This window comes from Niabella drilacis (assembly GCF_900101395.1).
Classification (GTDB): Bacteria; Bacteroidota; Bacteroidia; order Chitinophagales; family Chitinophagaceae; genus Niabella; species Niabella drilacis.
Genome location: NZ_FMZO01000007.1, coordinates 17553 through 33686, shown reverse-complemented (window position 1 = coordinate 33686; position 16134 = coordinate 17553). Strand labels below are relative to the sequence as shown.

Here is a 16134-nt window from a genome sequence, read left to right as displayed (position 1 = left end):
GTTTCTTATTTCTCTTTTCAATCCTAACTTTGAACGATGTTCGACTTCAGGTTACAGGTATTTCATGCGGTTGCACGGCGGCTTAATTTTACACGCGCTGCCGAAGAAATGTTCATTTCCCAGCCGGCGGCAACCAAACATATACAGGAGATTGAGCAATACTTTAAAACCAAATTATTCGAACGGAACGGCTCAAAGATCGCGCTGACCGAAGCAGGAAAAACACTGCTGCGGTATACAGAGGAACTATTCAGTATTTACCGGAAAATGGAGTTGGAGATCCATTCCTTTGCAGAACAACATAAAGGGATGCTGAGGATCGGCGCCAGCACCACTATTGCCGAATACCTGCTGCCGCCCGCCCTGGCCGCTTTCAAAAACCGGTACCGGGATCTGTCCATTGTCCTCTCCGGCGGCAACACCGAACATATTGAGCAGCTGCTGCAAAGAAATGAGATCGACTTTGGCATGATCGAAGGGCAGCCTAAAAACAGCCTGTTCAAATATACTCCTTTTACAAAGGACGAGATCGTACTGGTTGCATCCGGAAAAAACCCGGTTACCAAAAAGCAAAAGATAACACTAAAGGAGCTCCAGGCGCTTCCCATGGTACTCCGGGAACCCGGCTCCGGCACCCTGGAGATCATCACCAAACACCTGAAATCAAAAGGCATCCGGCTTTCGCAGCTCAACCGGGAAATACAGCTGGAAAGTTCAGAAAGTATTAAATCCTATATTGCCAACTCACAGGCGGTATCATTTCTTTCCATTCACACGGTGCTCAGGGAACTGAACAGTAATGAACTCGCTATCGTTGATGTGCAGGGACTGGATATTGAACGTCAATTCCAGTTCGTACAACTGCATAGCGGGGCGGCAAGCATCCCGGTCTTTTTTATGAATTTTATCCGGCACTATAATTTTAAGTAGCCTCCTTATTTCCAGGCATCATCCACTGCACGCAAAAATAAAGCGCGAAAGCCACCACCAGCAATATCAGGCCGGTGGCGGTCCATAATACATTAAATCCGAAATCGCTTGCCACCCGGGTTCCGAGATAGGGCGTAATGATAAAAGAGATCGCAACAGCCATTCCATTCAACCCCATATAGGCTCCCCGGTTTCCCTTTCCGGATCGCATGGCCGTTATGGCGGACATGAAGGGAAGTACCAGGATCTCTGCCAGGCTCAGCACGGTAATGGATAGCAGTATCACCCAAACCCGGTGATCGAGTATCAGCATAGAATAGGCCACTGCCGTTCCCAGCGCGCCAAATAAAAGCGTGGCAGCGGGTGTGAGTTTTTTTTCGGCAAAGTTCACCAGCAACATCTCCATCACCACGATCACAAAACCGCTGTATCCAAGTATATAGCCGATCGTTGTCTGGTCCAGGGCGGCCACATCCCGGTAAAACAACGGCAGGGTGTTAAAGAACTGGAAGAAACAAACAGAAAAAATACCACAAAAAACAGAGTATACAACAAAGGGTAGATCCCTGTATGCAGAAGCCTCTTTGAGCATACCGGTTCCCTTTATCTGTTTTTCCTGCAGCTTCCCGGCCTGGCGAAACCGCATCGACCGCTTCTTAAAAAACCGTACGTATACCACCCCTGCAGCGAGGGCCCCCAGCGCATTTACCGCAAATAAAAAGTTATAGGATACTGCAGCCAGGATCCCGCCCAGGGCCGGCCCAATGGAAAAGCCCAGGTTGATGGCCATCCGGTTTAGTGAAAAAGCGCGGGTCAGGTTTTCCGGCGTTGCATACCGGGTAATAGCTACCGAATTGGCAGGTCTGAACGATTCGCTGATCACACTTTGGATAAAGATAATAGCGGCTAATCCATGGACCGTGGTAAAGAACGGGATGACGGCAAACAGCGGAGCGCTTAAGAACAGGCTAAAGCGCTGCACCTTAAATTCCCCGATACGATCGGTGATATAGCCGCCCAGCCAGGAACCCACAACGGAGCCGATCCCGAAAAAACTAAGCACCACCCCGGACTCCTTCAAACTAAAATGCAGATGATCGGTCATATAAACGCCAAGGAAGGGCAATACCATCGACCCGGCCCGGTTGATCAGCATCACCACCGCCAGCATCCAGGCTTCTTTGGACAGGCCTTTAAATGAATTAATATACACACGCAGTATTCCCATAGAAACCGAAAAAGCCTGCGAAGTTACCACATTATCCAGTACATTTGAAAAACGGGGGCATAACCTTTTTGTTAAATCGTTATACGCCGGCAAACCAGGAGTTTCAGTATGCAAAACCAGCATCCTTTCAGGGCTACATTCGCGCACCGGCTACGTGCTATTGACCGGGTATATTTATCACTGATTGCAGGCAGCATCAGCTGTTTGGGCATCAGCTTCGCCGGCATCCCGCTTCTCCTGAATCTTCTTGCCTGCTGGTTTGTTTTTTGCGTTTGTTACCTGTCTTTCTGCTGGTATGTGATCTATACCACCCCACACACCTATATTGTAAAAAGGGCCGCGGTGGAAGACGGGAGCCGGATCTTTGTCTTTATCTTTATCCTGCTGGCCTGTTTTGCCTGTTTGGGTGCAGTGCTGAGCATTGTGATCAACATCGGGCAGAAAAATATCAGCGATCATTTATGGCTTCCTGTATCGATAGCAGCCATGACTGCCTCCTGGCTGCTGGTGCATACTATTTATACGTTCCACTATGCGCATCTTTATTACCAGGATGGCGCAAACGGCAGTGGACTGCATTTTCCGGGAGGAGAAAAACCCGATTACCAGGATTTTGCCTACTATGCACTGTGCATGGGCTGTACCTTCCAGGTTTCAGATGTAGATACCACGTCCAAAAAACTGCGGATGGTAACAATGTATCACGGGCTTATTTCTTTTGCGCTGAACACCTTTTTGGTAGCACTTACTATCAATATTATTTCGGGACTGATCCATTGAATGGTCAGTGGTCAGCTATCAGTTTCCAGTTATCAGCGATTAATGTCCTTTAAATAATATTCAACCACATTCAACAATGTTCAACACGTTAAACCAGGACCCCACCTTGACACTGACAGCGGATACCTGATGGCTTAATTCTCCTGCGCTGATAAGTTGCGTTTGTCCTTCCGGAAATAAACAGGCTCGGGGATCTCCGAGGGATTGAAAGGATTATAAAAATAAATATCCGCATCCCGGTAAAGCCCCAGCTGCTTCTTTAAGCGCCCTGTAAAGTCCTCATAATTTTTCAACGACTCCTTTGTCCAGGCAGCTTCCGCAAGTGCGGCAATACGGGGAAACACCAGGTAGTCCATCCGGTTAAAATTGGTAACGGTCTCCGTCCATAAATTTGCCTGCAGGCCCTGCACCTGTTTCATCTGCTGTTCATTTACCAGGGAGGCCACCTCATAGGAATAGACATCTTTTAACGGGCTATACCCCTTTCCCCATTTTCGCCCCATACGATGCAGGCTGTCCTGAACAAAATCGAAATAATACGGCAAACGCGGACATACCACCACATCATATCCTTTTTCCAGTGCCATTTTTAACTGTGCCGGCTTATCATGCCGCCACCAGAAGATGATGGTTTTCTCTCTGGGCAGGTTCACCTCGGCCATCTCATCCCAGGCCAGCAGTTTCGCGTCCATGCTGTACACAGAATCCGCCATACGTTCCATAAAATAGCGTTCCACCGCCTTCAGGTCCTTCAGCGAATGGGCTTCCATCAGTTGTTTTATTCCCTCGTTCTGCAGCCACTTATCCGTACCAAAACTTACTTCATCACCTCCCAGGTGTATCATCCCCGAGGGGAAGAGCATATTTACCTCGCGCAGGATATTGGTCAGATAAGTGTACGTGCGCGCATTGCCCGGATCGAAGGTAAAATCGGGATGCTGGTCATTTCCGCCCCCGCTGAACTCCGGGTAAGCCCGGTTAGCCGCCGTGGCATGCCCCGGCATATCTATTTCGGGAACCACCGTGATGTTGCGCTGTGCTGCATAATGCACCACATCGGCTATGTCCTGCTGTGTATAATATGCAGCGGCGGCAAGAGGGTCCGTAAAGCTCCCCACACTGCCCAGCAGCGCCAGCCTGGGATAGCGCTTTATTTCCAGCCGCCAGGCCGGCTCATCGGTCAGATGCCAGTGAAAACGGTTCAGCTTGTAAAAAGCCATCCAGTCCAGCAGTTGCAATACCTTTTGCTTTCCCATAAAATGCCGTGACTCATCCAGCATAAAGCCCCGCCAGCGATAACGCGGTGCATCGGATATCTGCCATCCGGCGATAGCGATGGTGCCACTATTATTTTTTTGAACCCGGATCAATTGCAGCAGGCTGGAAATACCGTTGACCACTCCTCCTACCGAGTTGCCGACAATAGAGATCGCCTTGTCCTTAATGCCGAGCGTATACCCTTCGTCACCCTCAATGTTCTTTTTACTCAGTACAAGCAGGATCGTATTTTGACCCGGAACACCGGTTGCTAATCCAAGCGGCAGTAATTCCTTTTTCATCAGTTCCTGCTGCAGATAAGTAGCTGCATCGTTCAGGGATGCATCGCCAACATAAATACGGGTGTACTTATTCAGCACAAATGAACTATTGGTCACGGTTGCTTTAGCCGGAGCCGGAATAACCGGGCAGGCTGTCTGTGCACCGGTCACAACAACGATCATTGAAAAAAGTAAAGCAGCATAGATCTTTTTCATCGCAGAAATTTGATGGCAAGATATGATTTTTAAAGGAGGAGCCATGCCACAGAAGTACTGAGACACAGAAAATAGCACTCCCCCTTGTGCCGGGTATCTTTTTATTCGTTTAAACATTCATGTTTGGCGCGCACCCGGCTTTAAACCGGCTGATCTATCATCGCCCCAGATCACGGGAAAATATGCCCTTAGCAATTGCACTGCCATTGTCCCATTAAAAGTCCTGCCGGTCCTCTGTGCTTCTGCGTTTCAGTGGCAACACTTACATTTTCGCGTCCATTAATTTGCCCGACTTTTTCGCCGGCGCTCCCAGCTGTATGCTGATCACAAACGCTCTTGTAGTCCGGAAGGCCACCGGTAGCAGGATATCGTAGTAGGTATTCTTATCCAGGTCCAATCCCATATCTGAATGCTTTACTTCAAGCCGGCCCCCATTCTGTAACAGGGCAGCCGCAACCGGCACCTGTTTAAAACTCTTTGGAACCGCAATCCGGACAATATTATTTACGGGCCGGTTCAATACCGTCAGGTATAACATGCTGTCCTTTTGGGTAAAACAGCCATAACCGGAAAGCGGGAAATCGGAATGCCGGCCTTCATAAACTGCCGGGGCATTACTCCTGATCCACGCCCCGGTCTCTGCAGCAATCCTGTTTTCCTCCGGTCGCATCCGCCCATTTCCATCAGGTCCGAAATTGATCACAAAATTCCCGTTCATTGAGCGGCTGCGCATCAGCATTTCCAGCAGGTCATCCGTTGTTTTGGTATAGATCCCCGACCAGTCCTTCATATATCCCCACCCGTTCGGAGGAATGGTCATTACACAGTCCCAGTCATTGCCGTCGATCCAGTCAAAATCACCCGGCATCTTCCGCTCCCATCCCTGTTCATAGTCGCCCAGGAGGCGCCCGTTGCTGTCGAAATGGCGCGCCCCGAACTCATCATTGCGAAACCTTGAGCCAATGATCAGCCCCGGGTGTTTATCGCGCAACTCCTTTTCCAGCTGATAGGTGAACACATAGGCGCTCTTCCAGGATGCATCCCAGGTACCATCAAACCACAGTCCTTTTATCTGCGGGTAATTATCCAGGAGTTCCAGCAGCTGGTTGCGGGTATATTGCAGGAACTGATCAAACCGTTTTTTCTCCTCAGGGGTCTTGGGCGTACCACTCATGTAATTGGGATTATTCCATTCCAGCACCGAAAAATACAGGTACACGTCAATGCCCTCTGCGGTGTAGGCATCTACCACCTGCTTTACGATATCTTTTTTATAGGGTGTTGCGGCAATATTATAATCTGAATATTTTGTTGGCCATAATGCAAAGCCATCATGATGTTTGGTTGTAAAGATCATATACCGGGCGCCCATTTCTTTTGCCTGTTTTGCCCAGCGCTTTGCGTCAAAGTCTTTGGGGTTAAATTGCCGGTACAGGTTGTCGTAGATGTGCTTCCAGTCTTTGGGAGCCGTTGGGCCGCCCCAGGACCGGATCCACTCCGAAGCGGCCGCCCCGCCTCTGGCGCTTACGCCCTTCCATTCGTTGCCGGGTATGGCATACAGTCCCCAATGGATGAACTGGCCCAGGCCATAGCTACGGAATGCCTGCATGGCCGCATCGGTACGGTGTGCCGATGTTATCGGACCGTACTGGATCGTTCTTAAACTGTCCGGTTTTTTCTTGGGGCCTGTCCATTGCGCGTTTGCGAATACGGTAAAAATCATCATCCCCGAAAAAAGAAGCACACCCGCCTTTCTACTACTTTTCATTTGCAATTTTTTTTTATTTTCTGATCCATCAATTTTCGCATTTTCAAATCCCTACTGCAATATCCAGGTCATCCTATCTTTTAGTATCTTCCCATTTGCGGCCCCGGTTGCCTCAATTTTATTGATGCCTTTTTTTAATTTTATATTTTCAAAAACCCGGTGTTTGTCATTAACGCCGTTCTTACCTGCAATGCTTTTACCGTTCACTTTAAGCTGCACCTGCTTCAGGTTTGTAAACAATTGCACGCGGGTAACAGCCAGGGTACGGATACTGTCGCGCCGGTTAGCCAGGTACAGCATCGGCTCGGGGTTCCAGTTGGCCTTGTACCAGTAAAAAGCGTCTTTTCTCCTTTTGCGGTCAAAGCTAACCAGGCCCTTTAAATTCCGGGCGTTTACACCTCCCCGGTTCCACATAGGAACTGCAAATTCAAACGTGTTCCATAAATAAGACGCCAGGATATAAGGATGTTTCTCAATAATGGCCCATTGTTGAATATGTGTTTCCGTTTGATAGTTCTCGGGGAAGAACTGCCCGCTTACGGGATTAAGCTTTGACGGGTCGGGCAGGGTATCCGACGACTGGTCCATATTACCATCTGCTCCATATTCCGTTAACATTACTTTATAACCGGGGTACTTTTGCTCAAGACCCAAAGCCCATTTTTCGAGGTCGCCGATCCGGCCCTCATACCAGCCGTAGTAGCGGTTCATTCCCTGTATATCAGCAGCAAGGTTGGCAGGGCGGTCCATTTCGCCATATCCCGAAACCGCGGCTGTATAACGGTCCGGGTCATCAGTCTTGGCAATATCATTCAGCTCCCTCGTAAGCACCGGCACATGTTCATCCGGGGTTTTGGAATATACTTCGTTGTGCATTCCCCAAACATAAATCGAGGGGTGATTCCTGTTCTGCCGCACCAGTTCCGCCATTTGCTGTTTGGCATTCTCACTTTCCTGGTAAGAAGTAGTGTTGACAAAAGGGATCTCAGCCCAGATGAGCAAACCCATTTTATCGGCCAGTGCATACATATCTTCTGCCTGCTGGTAATGGGCCAGCCGGATGGTGGTGGCCCCCATTTCCCGGATAATCTTCATATCTTCTTCATGCTGCTCATGGGAAAGCGCGTTCCCGTACTGCCAGCGGTCCTGGTGCCGCGTAACGCCATACATGGGATATTTCACACCATTTAAATACACCCCGTCTCCTGGCTTTACTTCTATCCGCCGGACGCCGAGTGGCTGTGTAACGGCATCCAGCTCTTTCCCGTTGCGGATCAGCGATGTTGTCAGCGTATACAGGTACGGATCCTTTACCCCGTTCCACAAATGCGGATCTTTTATCTCGAAGGATTGATCTGCATAGGTTGTTCCCTGCGGGCTTACGTCCAAATTCTTACGGACAACGGCAACCTGCCGGCCGCCGGCATCCTTTACCTCGGTTTGCAGCACGATGGCCTGCATGGCTGTTTCCTTATTTTCCAGCTTTGCTTTTACCGTAATTGCGGCGCTCTGCTCCGACACATCTTTTTGCGTAATGTAAATACCCGGCGATGCATAATCGGTAACCGTTATATTTACCGGATCGGTAATAATCATACTTACCGGCCGGTAAATACCTCCATATATCGGGAAGAGGAAATGATTTACAGGGATCACATCCTTACGGGCTGCATTATTGGTTTTTACCAGGATCGTATTTTCCTGTCCATACCGGACAGAATGGGTTATTTCGAAGGAAAAGGCAGCGTAGCTCCCCTTATGTTCTGTAAGATAACGGCCGTTGACGTAAACAGTAGCCACCGATCCCACACCTTCAAACCGGAGGAAGATGCGTCTGCCTTTTAAACTATTTTCAACAATGAACTTCTTTTTATAAAAGGCATCCCCTGTGTAGAAGTTCTTATCCAACTGCATATCGGTACGGTTATAGGTATGTGGTATACTAACCGGGTCCCATTCCGCACTTATATAGCTGGTATCCTTATCAAAACCACCAGGCCCTTTTTTAAATTCCCAGTGGTCATTAAACGTGATGATCCTGCGCGCATTTTGCGCGGAAACCCCGCCTGTCCCGGGCTGAATCAAAGCGGCGGTCATCAATATGCATACTCTGAAAAGGGCCGGCACTACATTCATTCTTGTCATAACTAAAATACAATGAGCAACGTTCAACAACATATAAACAATCAAATACCGCTTAAGGCACGGTGATCAGATCCAGCGGTTGCTGCGGTCCGCGGGTACAAATATACTTGTGCATGAACAAAAAAAGCAGTGCCCGGGCGCCTTTTCAGGATCTCTTTTCATTTACCGCCCGCGCAATCGATTGAACATTCTTTTTATATTTGCAGAAAGCAGTACTATTGATCCAACATGCCTCTTCCTGATTCCAATGCCTGGCTAAAGTACCTGGGCCTTGCAGCCCAATTGCTGGTGATGATCGGCCTGGCCGTTTATGCAGGGCTCTGGCTGGATAAAAAACTCGGGGTTGCCCCGTTGTTCATAATCCTGTTACCTTTGCTGGTTTTGGGAGCTACCTTTTATCAACTTTATAAAGAAACCGTTAAGAAGAAACAATGACTCAGTTTAGTGCCAAAGCCGCTGTGAAAACGCCCATCCGGATCATGATCGCCGTATTTGTGGTGATCAGCGCTCTTTTTATTTTCGGAAAGGCGGAGTTTCAGAAAAACAATGTGGATGCCACTGTGGTGCTTGCGGGCAACCTCCTGCTTTTCCTGATCAGCCTGCTCAATATCCTGCGTTCCGCAAACGCTGCCGACAACCCCAACCCCCACGTTTTTGTACGGGTATTTTACGGTGGATTTGTGATCCGTTTATTTGCCTGCGCCATTGCGGCATTTATCTATATTTACACGCAACAAGGCCGCATCAACAAGCCGGCATTGTTCATCTGCCTGGGCATCTATATTATCTATTCGCTGATTGAAACCACGACCCTGAAGAAAATATTTAATAACAAAAAGAACAATGGCTAAGAAGCAGGTTCCGATGGGGCAGCTGGCAGCTTATCTGCCGGATGATACCTATGAAGCCGTACTGGCCTACCTGGATCATTACAAAGTGCACCTGACCATTGCCAAAAGCCGCTCCTCCGTCCTGGGCGATTACCGGCACCGTATTGCTACCCGGCACCACCGCATCAGCGTGAACGGTAACCTGAACAAATATGCCTTTCTTATTACCCTGCTGCACGAGCTGGCCCACCTGGTTACTTTTGAGCAGCATCAGAACAGGGTCATGGCACATGGACGGGAGTGGAAGCATCACTACGGACTTCTCCTGGCACAATTTCTTGAGAAAAAAGTTTTCCCGGATGATATTGCGGCAGAGCTAAAACGTTCCCTGCACAACCCCGGCGCTTCTACCTGTGCCGAAGAAGGGCTTCAGCGGATCCTGTACCGCTATGATAACCGGAAACAGCACCACTACCTGGTAGAAGAGCTGCCCCCCGGCACCCTGTTTGTCCTGACCGACGGACGTGTTTTTAAGAAGGGGAAAAAGCGCACCAAACGGTTTGAGTGCCTGGAAATGAAAACGGGGAAACTTTATTTATTCAGCCCGGTGTATGAGGTATATGCGCCGCGGGAAGGATAAAATTTGTTCAGGGTTTAATGTTCAAAGTTAGTCCCGGTTTTTACACTTGATGTTGAGTTCTTCGGAGATGCAATGTGGGTTTCGGCTCTCAAATTTTATAGGATATGCATGTTGCTCCGGAAGTAAGATCATTGAGCTGTAACGGTATCCCGCTTTTACATTTAATATTTTACATTGGCTATTTTAAATTCCCGCAGGGAAAGATTCCAGGTTTAAAGTCCAACGTTTCAGTTGGATTGCGTTTCATACTCGCAGATTTGACCATTGACCATGAACGATTGGCCTTGATGCACTGTGCCGGGCATAGTATTTAAGATCCGGTTAGTTAACGTTATCAGCCAGGAAGGAATAGCAAGAATTGAGCAGGAAGAAGCGAAGTGCATTAACCACGCTGAACCTGTTAAACCTGCAACAAACCTTATAGTCTGACTTTTTTAATTTGAGAAATATGAAAATGAAAACCGCACATCAAGCGTGCAAACAGGATCACAACGTGGAACCTTAAGTTTTGAACCGGCCAGCTTTCAGCTGGTACTACTCCACGATCAGCTTTTGCAGCTTCTTCCGGTCGCCTACGATCCAAACGATATCACCCCATTCCAGCACCGTAGAGGATTCCGGGTTCAGGATCCGGTCTTTTTCCTTTTCAATACCTACAACCAGGCCGTTGGTCCGTTCCCGGAGGCCGGAGCCGTGTATGGTCTGGCCCCTGAGCTTTGTATGTTCATCTACCAGTACTTTCTGAAGTACGATATCCTCGATACTCATTTCATCATGCTCCAGTACCTCCCGCGCATCAAAAACCGGTTTAAAGATGGCCAGCTGATCGTCTGTAGCCAGCACGCCCACCCGGTCAAAAGGGAGCAGGCGGTTATTCCTTCCGGGGGTATGAATGATCTGCTCTCCCCGTTTTATATATACAATATTGATCCCGAAGTTTTCGCGCCATTGCAGGTCTTTCAATACAATACCGATAGCCGTTGCCTGCGGGCTTACTTCCATTTCCACAATATGTGCATCCCAGGCTTCCAGGTTGGAACGCATTTCCCGGTTTTTCTGGTGCAGGTTATTTTCTACTGCGTTGGCTTCGGCGGCCACGGTTTCGCGTTCATTAAGGTTACGCATAAAACGCTTTTCCATCCGCTGGTAAAACTTCTGGATCCGGCTGGAGAACAGGATCAGTACCAGCACGGTAAAGGGGATACCAACCAGCAATGCGATCCGGGCCGGCACCAGGGTGTTTACAAATATGGCCATAAACAAAATGCCCATAGCTACCCGCAGCAGTTCTACAATTAACAATGGCCCCCGGTTGTACTTCTTATCTACCCACAACTCCTTATATGCCTGATTTTTGGGTTTGCCCGCCATAAATGCCCAAAAGAAGGGGGCCGCGGCTGCCAGCGAAATAACAAGTATGATACCATTGCGCAGGTAGTTATTGGCTACCCGTTCTTCCACGAAAGGCAGCAGGAAATTTTTGCTTACCAGCAGCAGGGCCACCAGGATGATCGTGTTGGTAAGCAGGATCCTCAGGTAGGTTTTCAAAACGACCCTCCAGTCACTTTCGGCCTGGATCTGTTGCGTGCTGGAGGAATATTTATTGATCTTATTCACCCATTTTTCGGGTAACCGCTTCAGGATAAAGTTATAGATCGGCTCCGAAAACTTGATCAGGTAGGGCGTTGTGAACGTGGTAATAGCAGAAGCCCCTACGGCGATCGGGAACAGGAACTCGGAGATCACACCCAGGGAAAGCCCCAGGGTGGCTACGATAAACGCAAATTCACCGATCTGCGCCATACTCATCCCTACCTGCACTGATTGTTTGAGCGGCTGCCCGGAGATGAGCGCCCCGATGGTGGTGCTGATCATCTTACCAAACAGTGTCAGCAGGGTGATCCAGCAGATCGGTCCGGCATACGTGGCAATAGCTTTGGGATCGATCATCATCCCCACCGAAACAAAGAATACCGCGCCAAACAGGTCCTTTACCGGTTTGATCAGGTGCTCCACTTTTTCGGCAAGCGTTGTTTCTGCAATGATGGACCCCATCACAAAGGCCCCCAGCTCGGCCGAAAAACCTACCTGCGTAGCCAGCACCACCATCCCCAGGCAAAGCCCCAGCGCCAGTATCAGCAGCGTCTCTTCATCCAGCAGCTTCCGGGCTACCCGTAAAAAGGTGGGCAATAAAAAAATGCCCACTATAAACCACATACCGAGGAAAAACAACAGCTTCAAAACAGTAAAAAGGATCTGGCCGCCCTCAAAGTTCTTGGTGACCGCGACGGTCGAAAGCAGCACCATCAGCAGGATCACGACAATATCCTCCACCACCAGCACACCAAAAACAATCCTTGCAAATTGCTTGGTCTTTACCCCCAGTTCATCAAAGGCCCTCAAAATAATGGTAGTGGAGGAACTGGCCAGCATCCCGCCCAGGAACAGGCTGTCCATAGTGGTCCAGCCCATCAGCTTTCCGGCAAAATACCCGCCAACCGTAATAAAGATGATCTCCGTGAACGCGGTAATAGAGGCTGTACCTCCTACCCGTACCAGCTTTTTAAAGCTGAACTCCAGGCCCAGGCTGAACAGGAGGAAGATCACGCCGATCTCCGCCAGCGTTTTTACGTTCTCCTGGTCCACCACATTGGGTGTGAAAATAAAATGCGGACTTACCAGAAAACCAGCAATGATATACCCCAGCACCAGCGGCTGTTTGATCTTTCGGAATAATAAAGTTACAATGGCTCCCGCCATCAGTATCAGCGCCAGGTCCTCGATCAATTTTGGTAAATGCCCCATATATAATATAAATGTTACGGTCTTTCAGTTTGCGCAAAATTTAAGCATTTTCGGGCATAAACGGTAATTATTTTATCATTTTTTGACGGGTGCTGCGGTGCTGCTGTTTTCACGCAGAAGAGGCAGCCTTTAATAAAAGGCCACCTCTTCTGTTCCCGTGCAACATGCCATATAAGGGCGCTATCTTAACAGTTATTCAAACTTATAGTCGTTTTTATTAACATAATAAATCTCAACGGTCCAGTGGCAACCCCGGGTTGTTTGCGACTCCACAAAGATCCTGTAGTCAGAGCTCCCTATAACCTGGCCTCCTTTTTTCTCCCAGCCGCCATTGGAGCCATCGGTCCAGTTTGAAATCACCTTCCATCCTGTAATCAGCCATTCGCCCGAGGGGCTTGTAAATTCATGCTTTTGTTTTTTTGCAAACGCGGAATCTTTCCGGAACTGATCCCGGTGCACCCGCATACCCACATTCGGATTGGAAGCAGCCGTAATGCCCCAGGGGCCCCAAACGCCTTTCCCTTTTTCTGCCGATTGGTGCTTATTGTCAATCTCACTCATATTATCTTTATGCTCCAGGAAAAAATCATACCGGTCCTGTATCGGCTTTAGCTTGTCAGCCATCTCATCGGCCATTTGTTCATAATGGCGCAATAAAGCGGGGTCCTGTACCATGTTTGCTTTATTGGCGTTGGTGCCATTTATAAAATCCTGGAAAAAGCTGCTATAGGGGTTCGTATAAAGGATCGGGAAAGAATTAAACTCCCTGTCCAGTATCTGTTGCTTCCTGAAGAGCTTTTTCAGCCGGATAAAGATGGCCGGCTCAATATCACTTTCTCTTGAAAAGGATGGATCAATGGTGTTATAGTGCTGCAATTTCATGAACGTTGGCCGGGGAGACTGATGCTCTTTAAACCATTGCAGTGCTTTAATAACTTTCTCTGCTGTCCACGGAGCGGAACAGGGGCAGCGCTCTGCATCAACGCCGTTCATGAATACATGGATCTCCATGCGGATATTGTTGCTTTTCAAGCTCGTTTCAAACTCATTGGCACTGTCTGCCTTCAGCATCCCGGGATTACTTACCCCGGCTGATGCCTTGAACCTGTTTAGCTCCGACTTGGTATTAGAAGTGCAGGCATACATCGCAATAAAACTTGATTCACTTTTTATCCCCGCAACAAAATAATCCCCGTAGGTTTTCCGGAATTTATCGGGTGACTCATTCAATAAAGCCGCCGCCCTGTCATTTAATGCATAATTATTATCCTTTTCCTGGGCATACGCATTCTGACGCATTTTGTATTCCGCGATAATGGTCAGGCTGTGTTTTGAAAATTTCACCTTCTTCGTATATTCTGCACCCGCTTTTATATTGACGCCGGCGATGGTTCCCTCTACATTATTTTTGGTGTCAATCATTTGCTCAAAATCTTCCTCCGATTCGATGGAAGTATAGCTTTCCCGTGTATCAATGCTGCCCGGTTTTGTAACTCCAAACGGCAGGATGGACTTTGCCATAATGGAGCCGTCAATGGCATTTACACCCACGCCAAAGTCAGCGCCCTCGTTCCATTCAATGCCTGCAATCACCGATTGCAACTCAGTTTTGTACAGTATCGTTTCCATAAAAATAATTTTTGTTTTTAATAAATAATGGTGCTCAATTCCTTATTCAACGTGGTCTTTTTGCCTACCCGCCCTTCAATGGCATTCAGGTGCTCATTTGTTTTCGTCAGAAAAGAATCTTTTAACAACCGGTAGGTAAGGTTGAATTGTCTTTTATTCTTTTCCTGTGCATCCTGGAAAAAACGGTATCCCCAAACAATACCTTTATCATAAATTTTAACCACTTTATCGCCTGACAATTCGCATACGTATTGGGCAAATGCAACATTCAGATCCTGTTCTAAAAAACCATCTCCTGAAGGGAACGGCATAATTTCCCTGGGAATATCTGCCAACGACGCTGCATTGCCGCCCGAGGTATAGTTCTTAACCGGTTGCGGCATTTTAACTGCTGTAAACGTTACATCCCGCTCTGTATTTCCGCCGTACAGTATCGCCTCCAATGTTGTATTTTGGGGATTGCTGTCAATATTCCATTGGTGCACTCCCGCGTTATACATTCCAGGTGTGCTTGGAAATATCAATTGCAGTATCCGCAATGTAGTATCCTTGGGCGGCTGCGCATCGTTCTTATAAGACACTATAAAATCTCCCCCGTATTGTACCGCATCGCTGGGATAGAAATTCCCCTGTATGGACGGATAAAATTCAAGCGAAAATTTCCTGTCGGCCGATTGCGTTTTATAATATTCTATCATAAAATATCATTTAGTTTCCCTGCCTACTCTGTTCAGTTTTCGGCATCCCTGTTGTTTTGAGGCCTTCAACTATACAAAGATGCAGTTCCAAACAGGCAGGCGTATGCGTAGAAATACCTGTTTTTAAAAAACAGGTATTTCTACCTGCCGGGTTTATTAAGACCGGTCTGCAATCGTGTAGATCCGGTGCTTTACAGCAAATACAACCAGCCCGGCCGTATTGCGGCAGCCCGTTTTCAGGAGTAAATTATTCCGGTGCCCTTCCACTGTACGGGGACTGATAAACAGCTTTGTACCTATTTCAATTGTACTATGCTCCCGGCAAATCAGCTGCAGAATCTCGTTCTCTCTTTCTGAAAGGTGAATGAGAATGTCATTGTTGTTTTTGAAGGCATACGTGTGCGCCTGCACATTGGCTTGTTGAGGGGCTTGCATGGTAAACAGGGGGTTTGAGGGCTGACCCTTTCCGGTCAGTTATTTTATAAAATGGATATCCGGCAGCTATCTCCGGGCTGCAAAAGCATTTGGAGTCCGTTTAAAACTTATTAAATGGTTCCCTCCTGGTTCTTTCGGGCGATCCTTAACGCTTCGGGGACGCCATAGTTGCCTGCCATACCTGTTTCCGAAAACATTCGGGATGCCTTGTTCCGCCCCGGAATGACCACACGGGAAATCCTGTCCATAAAATTTAAACCGGCTTTTACTCCGAACCGTTGAACCGTCTTTTTAAAAGGTATTTATAATGTTTCATATGAGCAGTTATATTATCAGGGCTTTTAAATGTTGTTACAAAAGTAATGTCGGAACAGACCGGGTACAATACCAAAAAGTCGGTAGTGGTCATAAAACAGGAGCGTCGGTTTCTCTGCTCCGGAATCAACGCGAGCTATTGCCTGTTTTTGGGTATTTCAATAATGCTGTTTTATT

At 48.0% G+C, this 16134-nt stretch carries 14 protein-coding genes; 5 read left to right on the top strand and 9 right to left on the bottom strand.

All coding sequences use genetic code 11. The features are described from left to right. Positions 1-36: 36 nt before the first annotated feature. The gene (locus tag BLS44_RS13580; protein WP_090390640.1) at positions 37-930 is read left to right on the top strand and encodes a LysR family transcriptional regulator; all 894 of its coding nucleotides are present in this window, start codon (positions 37-39) and stop codon (positions 928-930) included. Here BLS44_RS13580 and BLS44_RS13575 read toward each other — a convergent pair. Continuing rightward, on the bottom strand, positions 923-2188 hold the full coding sequence (locus BLS44_RS13575) for an MFS transporter (RefSeq protein WP_218127755.1): 1266 nt from the start codon (positions 2186-2188) through the stop codon (positions 923-925). The genes BLS44_RS13580 and BLS44_RS13575 overlap by 8 nt on opposite strands. A 78-nt stretch (positions 2189-2266) precedes the next feature. On the opposite strand from BLS44_RS13575, the gene BLS44_RS13570 reads away from it, so the two are divergent. Further along, positions 2267-2938 carry a DUF1345 domain-containing protein gene (locus BLS44_RS13570; protein ID WP_245729212.1) on the top strand — a complete coding sequence of 224 codons (672 nt, stop codon included), beginning with the start codon at positions 2267-2269 and terminating at the stop codon, positions 2936-2938. 134 nt (positions 2939-3072) lie between these two features. On the opposite strand, the gene BLS44_RS13565 is transcribed toward BLS44_RS13570, so the two are convergent. The 3 genes from BLS44_RS13565 to BLS44_RS13555 all read right to left on the bottom strand — a co-directional run bounded on the left by BLS44_RS13565 (position 3073) and on the right by BLS44_RS13555 (position 8605). Beyond that, complete coding sequence (locus tag BLS44_RS13565; protein ID WP_176954415.1) at positions 3073-4692, bottom strand: beta-N-acetylhexosaminidase; 1620 nt, start codon at positions 4690-4692, stop codon at positions 3073-3075. A gap of 262 nt (positions 4693-4954) precedes the next feature. Continuing rightward, the gene (locus BLS44_RS13560; RefSeq protein ID WP_090390638.1) at positions 4955-6460 is read right to left on the bottom strand and encodes an alpha-L-fucosidase; all 1506 of its coding nucleotides are present in this window, start codon (positions 6458-6460) and stop codon (positions 4955-4957) included. Between the two features lie 51 nt (positions 6461-6511). After that, on the bottom strand, positions 6512-8605 hold the full coding sequence (locus tag BLS44_RS13555; RefSeq protein WP_245729211.1) for a glycoside hydrolase family 2 protein: 2094 nt from the start codon (positions 8603-8605) through the stop codon (positions 6512-6514). A 228-nt stretch (positions 8606-8833) separates the two neighbouring features. Here BLS44_RS13555 and BLS44_RS13550 point away from each other — a divergent pair, with 228 nt between their 5' ends. Genes BLS44_RS13550 through BLS44_RS13540 form a run of 3 tightly spaced genes read left to right on the top strand, consistent with a single transcriptional unit; the run spans position 8834 to position 10075 of the window. Further along, on the top strand, positions 8834-9040 hold the full coding sequence (locus tag BLS44_RS13550; protein WP_090390636.1) for an AtpZ/AtpI family protein: 207 nt from the start codon (positions 8834-8836) through the stop codon (positions 9038-9040). Then, entirely contained in the window at positions 9037-9456 is a 420-nt protein-coding gene (locus BLS44_RS13545; protein ID WP_090390635.1) for a hypothetical protein, read from the top strand. Before BLS44_RS13550 ends, BLS44_RS13545 begins: the two co-directional genes overlap by 4 nt. After that, on the top strand, positions 9449-10075 hold the full coding sequence (locus BLS44_RS13540; protein ID WP_090390634.1) for a SprT-like domain-containing protein: 627 nt from the start codon (positions 9449-9451) through the stop codon (positions 10073-10075). The genes BLS44_RS13545 and BLS44_RS13540 overlap by 8 nt, the downstream gene beginning before the upstream one ends. Before the next feature lie 534 nt (positions 10076-10609). On the opposite strand, the gene BLS44_RS13535 is transcribed toward BLS44_RS13540, so the two are convergent. From BLS44_RS13535 to BLS44_RS26565, 5 genes are all read right to left on the bottom strand, one after another. Then, on the bottom strand, positions 10610-12880 hold the full coding sequence (locus tag BLS44_RS13535) for a monovalent cation:proton antiporter family protein (protein ID WP_090390633.1): 2271 nt from the start codon (positions 12878-12880) through the stop codon (positions 10610-10612). Positions 12881-13072: 192 nt separating this feature from the next. Further along, positions 13073-14509: a hypothetical protein gene (locus BLS44_RS13530; RefSeq protein WP_090390632.1), complete on the bottom strand. Its 1437-nt coding sequence runs from the start codon at positions 14507-14509 to the stop codon at positions 13073-13075. 17 nt (positions 14510-14526) lie between these two features. Then, the gene (locus tag BLS44_RS13525) at positions 14527-15207 is read right to left on the bottom strand and encodes a hypothetical protein (RefSeq protein WP_090390631.1); all 681 of its coding nucleotides are present in this window, start codon (positions 15205-15207) and stop codon (positions 14527-14529) included. A gap of 156 nt (positions 15208-15363) precedes the next feature. Continuing rightward, positions 15364-15642, bottom strand: coding sequence for a response regulator transcription factor (locus BLS44_RS13520; RefSeq protein WP_090390630.1), 279 nt, complete (start codon positions 15640-15642; stop codon positions 15364-15366). 110 nt (positions 15643-15752) lie between these two features. After that, a complete protein-coding gene (locus BLS44_RS26565) occupies positions 15753-15890 on the bottom strand; it encodes a hypothetical protein (RefSeq protein WP_176954414.1) in 138 nt (45 codons plus the stop codon). Positions 15891-16134 lie beyond the last annotated feature (244 nt).